The organism is Nocardiopsis sp. LOL_012, from assembly GCF_048060475.1.
Classification (GTDB): domain Bacteria; phylum Actinomycetota; class Actinomycetes; order Streptosporangiales; family Streptosporangiaceae; genus Nocardiopsis.
Genome location: NZ_JBHMIV010000066.1, coordinates 1 through 5,496 on the forward strand (window position 1 = coordinate 1; position 5,496 = coordinate 5,496).

The 5,496-nt window shown below is 58.8% G+C and carries 2 rRNA genes; both read right to left on the reverse strand.

Going from position 1 to position 5,496, the window contains the following annotated elements:
• Positions 1 to 72: 72 nt before the first annotated feature.
• Positions 73 to 3,166: ribosomal RNA gene (locus ACFHWE_RS23255) — 23S ribosomal RNA — on the reverse strand.
• 432 nt (positions 3,167 to 3,598) lie between these two features.
• Positions 3,599 to 5,132, reverse strand: a 16S ribosomal RNA gene (locus ACFHWE_RS23260).
• Together the 16S and 23S rRNA genes form the textbook arrangement of a ribosomal RNA operon.
• Between the last annotated feature and the right edge of the window lie 364 nt (positions 5,133 to 5,496).

The following is a 5,496-nucleotide window of genomic DNA, read 5'->3' on the forward strand; positions in this document are numbered from 1 at the left end:
ACCACCCCACAAGGCGACAGCCACAGGAAAACCCATGCGTGAAACAGTGTGCGCGAACACCCAGCAATCTGCAGCGGACAAGCCCTCGGCCTATTAGTACCGGTCAGCTCCACCCCTCACAAGGCTTCCACACCCGGCCTATCAACCCCGTCGTCTACAGGGAGCCTTACCCCCTCACAGGGGCAGGAGACCTCATCTCGAAGCAGGCTTCCCGCTTAGATGCTTTCAGCGGTTATCCCTCCCGAACGTAGCCAACCAGCCATGCCCTTGGCAGAACAACTGGCACACCAGAGGTCCGTCCGTCCCGGTCCTCTCGTACTAGGGACAGCCCTTCTCAAGTCTCCAACGCGCACAGCGGATAGGGACCGAACTGTCTCACGACGTTCTAAACCCAGCTCGCGTGCCGCTTTAATGGGCGAACAGCCCAACCCTTGGGACCAACTCCAGCCCCAGGATGCGACGAGCCGACATCGAGGTGCCAAACCATCCCGTCGATACGGACTCTTGGGGAAGATCAGCCTGTTATCCCCGGGGTACCTTTTAGCCGTTGAGCGACACCGCTTCCACACGCCGGTGCCGGATCACTAGTCCCAGCTTTCGCTCCTGCTCGACACGTCCGTCTCACAGTCAAGCTCCCTTGTGCACTTACACTCAACACCTGATGACCAACCAGGCTGAGGGAACCTTTGGGCGCCTCCGTTACCCTTTAGGAGGCAACCGCCCCAGTTAAACTACCCACCAGACACTGTCCCCGAACCGGATCACGGCCCAAGGTTAGATGCCCGAAACAGCCAGAGTGGTATTTCACCAACGCCTCCACCGCCACTAGCGTGACAGCTTCACCGGCTCCCACCTATCCTACACAAACCATCCCAAACACCAATGTCAAGCTATAGTGAAGGTCCCGGGGTCTTTCCGTCCTGCTGCGCGAAACGAGCATCTTTACTCGTAGTGCAATTTCACCGGGCCCATGGTTGAGACAGTGGGGAAGTCGTTACGCCATTCGTGCAGGTCGGAACTTACCCGACAAGGAATTTCGCTACCTTAGGATGGTTATAGTTACCACCGCCGTTTACTGGCGCTTAGATTCCCAGCTTCACCAGAGCGAACCCCAGCTAACCAGTCCTCTTAACGTTCCAGCACCGGGCAGGCGTCAGTCCGTATACAGCGTCTTACGACTTCGCACGGACCTGTGTTTTTAATAAACAGTCGCTTCCCCCCGCTATCTGCGACCCCACCCAGCTCAAGACGCACAGTCCATCACCAGACAGGGCTCCCCTTCTCCCAAAGTTACGGGGACAATTTGCCGAGTTCCTTAACCATGGTTCACCCGAACGCCTCGGTATTCTCTACCTGACCACCTGCGTCGGTTTAGGGTACTGGCCACACACGAACTCGCTAGAGGCTTTTCTCGACAGCACGGGATCACTCACTTCACCAAAAACGGCTCGGCATCACGCCTCAGCCCACATGGCGCGCGGATTTACCAACACACCGGCCTACACGCTTACCCCCGGACAACCACCGCCGGGTAGAGCTACCCTCCTGCGTCACCCCATCACTTACCTACTACACGATCGGTTCCCACACGCACCAACCAGAGCATCCCGAAGGACACCCCGACAGCACACACGGTTAGCATCACACGATTCAGCATGGGCGCTCGTGCACGGGTACGGGAATATCAACCCGTTATCCATCGACTACGCCTGTCGGCCTCGCCTTAGGTCCAGACTCACCCTGGGCGGATTAACCTGCCCCAGGAACCCTTAGTCAATCGGCGGCGACGTTTCTCACGCCGCTCTCGCTACTCATGCCTGCATTCTCACTCGCACACCCTCCACCACACGATCACTCGGCGGCTTCACCGGACGCACGACGCTCCCCTACCAACCCGACCCCGAAGGACCGGGCTCCACAGCTTCGGCGGTGTACTTAAGCCCCGCTACATTATCGGCGCAGAACCACTTGACCAGTGAGCTATTACGCACTCTTTAAAGGATGGCTGCTTCTAAGCCAACCTCCTGGTTGTCTCAGCAACTCCACAACCTTTCCCACTTAGCACACGCTTAGGGGCCTTAGCTGATGATCTGGGCTGTTTCCCTCTCGACTACGAAGCTTATCCCCCGCAGTCTCACTGCCGCACTTCACTTGAACTGGCATTCGGAGTTTGTCTGACGTCAGTAACCTGGTCGGGCCCATCAGCCAAACAGTAGCTCTACCTCCAGCAAGAAACACACGACGCTGCACCTAAATGCATTTCGGGGAGAACCAGCTATCACGGAGTTTGATTGGCCTTTCACCCCTACCCACACCTCATCCCCCAGGTTTTCAACCCTGGTGGGTTCGGGCCTCCACGAGGTCTTACCCCCGCTTCACCCTGGACATGGGTAGATCACCCCGCTTCGGGTCCACAGCATGCGACTCAAACGCCCTCTTCAGACTCGGTTTCCCTACGGCTACCCCACACGGGTTAACCTCGCCACACACCACGACTCGCAGGCTCATTCTTCAAAAGGCACGCCATCACCAGGGAAAACCCCAGCTCTGACGGCTTGACAGCACACGGTTTCAGGTACTCTTTCACGACCCCTCACCGGGGCACTTTTCACCTTTCCCTCACGGTACTAGTGCACTATCGGTCACCAGGACGTATTTTGGCTTAGCAGGTGGTCCTGCCAGATTCACACGGAATTCCTCGGGCTCCGCGCTACTCGGGAGAACATCAACACCTAGACCCTTCCTTCACCTACGGGACTCTCACCCACTCCGGTACCGCTTCCCAACGGATTCAGCTAGAAGAACCATCAGCGCTCCGGGCCGGCAGACCCGAAAAGATGCACCCCACAACCCCACACACGCAACGACTGCCGTCTCTCACACGCCTGCGGTTTAGCCTCATCCCCGTTCGCTCACCACTACTCAGGGAATCACTGTTGTTTACTCTTCCTACGGGTACTGAGATGTTTCACTTCCCCGCGTCACCACCAACTGCCCTATACATTCAGACAGCGGCAACCCGACACAACTCGGGCTAGGTTTCCCCATTCGGACACCCACGGATCACAGCTCGGTTGACAGCTCCCCGTGGCCTATCGCGGCCTCCCACGTCCTTCATCGGCGCCTGGTGCCAAGGCATCCACCGTATGCCACTATCACTTGGCCACTACAGATAACAAGATGCTCGCGCACACTATTCACAAGTCAAAACACCAACCGCACACCCAGGCACCACCCAGCACCGCTCCAGACCGGCACAGCCGACCAGAGACAACACCCGGAGTTCCCCGAGGCGGTCCACAGAAAGCCAGCACAACCAGACCCCCGACACCAACACCCCCCGCACCCCCACACACCGTGTGAAGACACCGAAGACACCGGCACAGAGCCCGAGGCTGCTTCCTCAGACACCCAACAGCGCGCCCCCCGACGCTTCCAGGACCGTCGGAGGTATCAAGCTCGACCTTCTTCAAACCATCCCGACCAGACCCCCGCACCACCCCGGACACCAGCCCGGGACAGACAAGCAGGGACCGCCGGGTCCACTCACGAGTCCGACCAGCAACTAGGAAAAGCTGGCCTTGAAAAGACTCCTTAGAAAGGAGGTGATCCAGCCGCACCTTCCGGTACGGCTACCTTGTTACGACTTCGTCCCAATCGCCAGCCCCACCTTCACTCACTCCCTCCCCGAAGGGTTGGGCCACAAGTTTCGGGTGTTGCCGACTTTCATGACGTGACGGGCGGTGTGTACAAGGCCCGGGAACGTATTCACCGCGGCGTTGCTGATCCGCGATTACTAGCGACTCCACCTTCATGGGGTCGAGTTGCAGACCCCAATCCGAACTGAGACCGGCTTTAAGGGATTCGCTCCGCCTCACGGCATCGCATGCCCACTGTACCGGCCATTGTAGCATGTTTGCAGCCCAAGACATAAGGGGCATGATGACTTGACGTCGTCCCCACCTTCCTCCGAGTTGACCCCGGCAGTCTCCCATGAGTCCCCACCATCACGTGCTGGCAACATGGAACAAGGGTTGCGCTCGTTGCGGGACTTAACCCAACATCTCACGACACGAGCTGACGACAGCCATGCACCACCTGTCACCCGCCAACCAAATGACCCCGCATCTCTGCAGGTCCACGGGTGATGTCAAACCTTGGTAAGGTTCTTCGCGTTGCGTCGAATTAAGCAACATGCTCCGCCGCTTGTGCGGGCCCCCGTCAATTCCTTTGAGTTTTAGCCTTGCGGCCGTACTCCCCAGGCGGGGCGCTTAATGCGTTAGCTACGGCGCGGAGACCGTGGAAAGCCCCCACACCTAGCGCCCAACGTTTACGGCATGGACTACCAGGGTATCTAATCCTGTTCGCTCCCCATGCTTTCGCTCCTCAGCGTCAGGTAAGGCCCAGAGACCCGCCTTCGCCACCGGTGTTCCTCCTGATATCTGCGCATTTCACCGCTACACCAGGAATTCCAGTCTCCCCTACCTACCTCTAGCATGCCCGTATCCACTGCAGAACCGGAGTTAAGCCCCGGTCTTTCACAGCAGACGCGACACGCCGCCTACGAGCTCTTTACGCCCAATAATTCCGGACAACGCTCGGACCCTACGTATTACCGCGGCTGCTGGCACGTAGTTAGCCGGTCCTTATTCCCCACCTACCGTCAACCCCGAGAACACCCGGAGCCTACGTCGGTGGTAAAAGAGGTTTACAACCCGAAGGCCGTCATCCCCCACGCGGCGTCGCTGCGTCAGGCTTCCGCCCATTGCGCAATATTCCCCACTGCTGCCTCCCGCAGGAGTCTGGGCCGTGTCTCAGTCCCAGTGTGGCCGGTCGCCCTCTCAGGCCGGCTACCCGTAATCGCCTTGGTAGGCCGTTACCCCACCAACAAGCTGATAGGCCGCGAGCCCATCCCCGACCGAAGAACTTTCCACCCGCCGCCATGAGGCCGCGGGTCGTATCCGGTATTAGACGGCGTTTCCACCGCTTATCCCGGAGTCAGGGGCAGGTTGCTCACGTGTTACTCACCCGTTCGCCGCTCGTGTACCCCCGAAGGGGCCTTACCGCTCGACTTGCATGTGTTAAGCACGCCGCCAGCGTTCGTCCTGAGCCAGGATCAAACTCTCCATAAAGGTCCAACCGCCCAACCCCTACCGGTCCGGAGACCTCCCGGGGCGGGCAAACCTGAAAGCAAATCCCGACCTGGCCGCCGAAGCGGCCGATCAAAGGAACCCTCACACCCCAGAATCCTCTGGAGTGTCGGGGCCAAAACAAACATGGCTTAAAGAAAATCAAACACGCGCTGTTGAGTTCTCAAGAAACAGCCGCTCTTCCCGTACAAGCCCCGGATCCGGTGTCCCGTTTCCGGTCGCTCTTCCGTGGAAGGCGTCCGCGTTTCCACCGCGTCAGCGGCTTTAACGCTTTGTTGTGTCTTCACTTTATCAGCTGTTCCGTGTTCCCGCCAAACCCGGCGGTTCGTACGCAACACCCGAACGG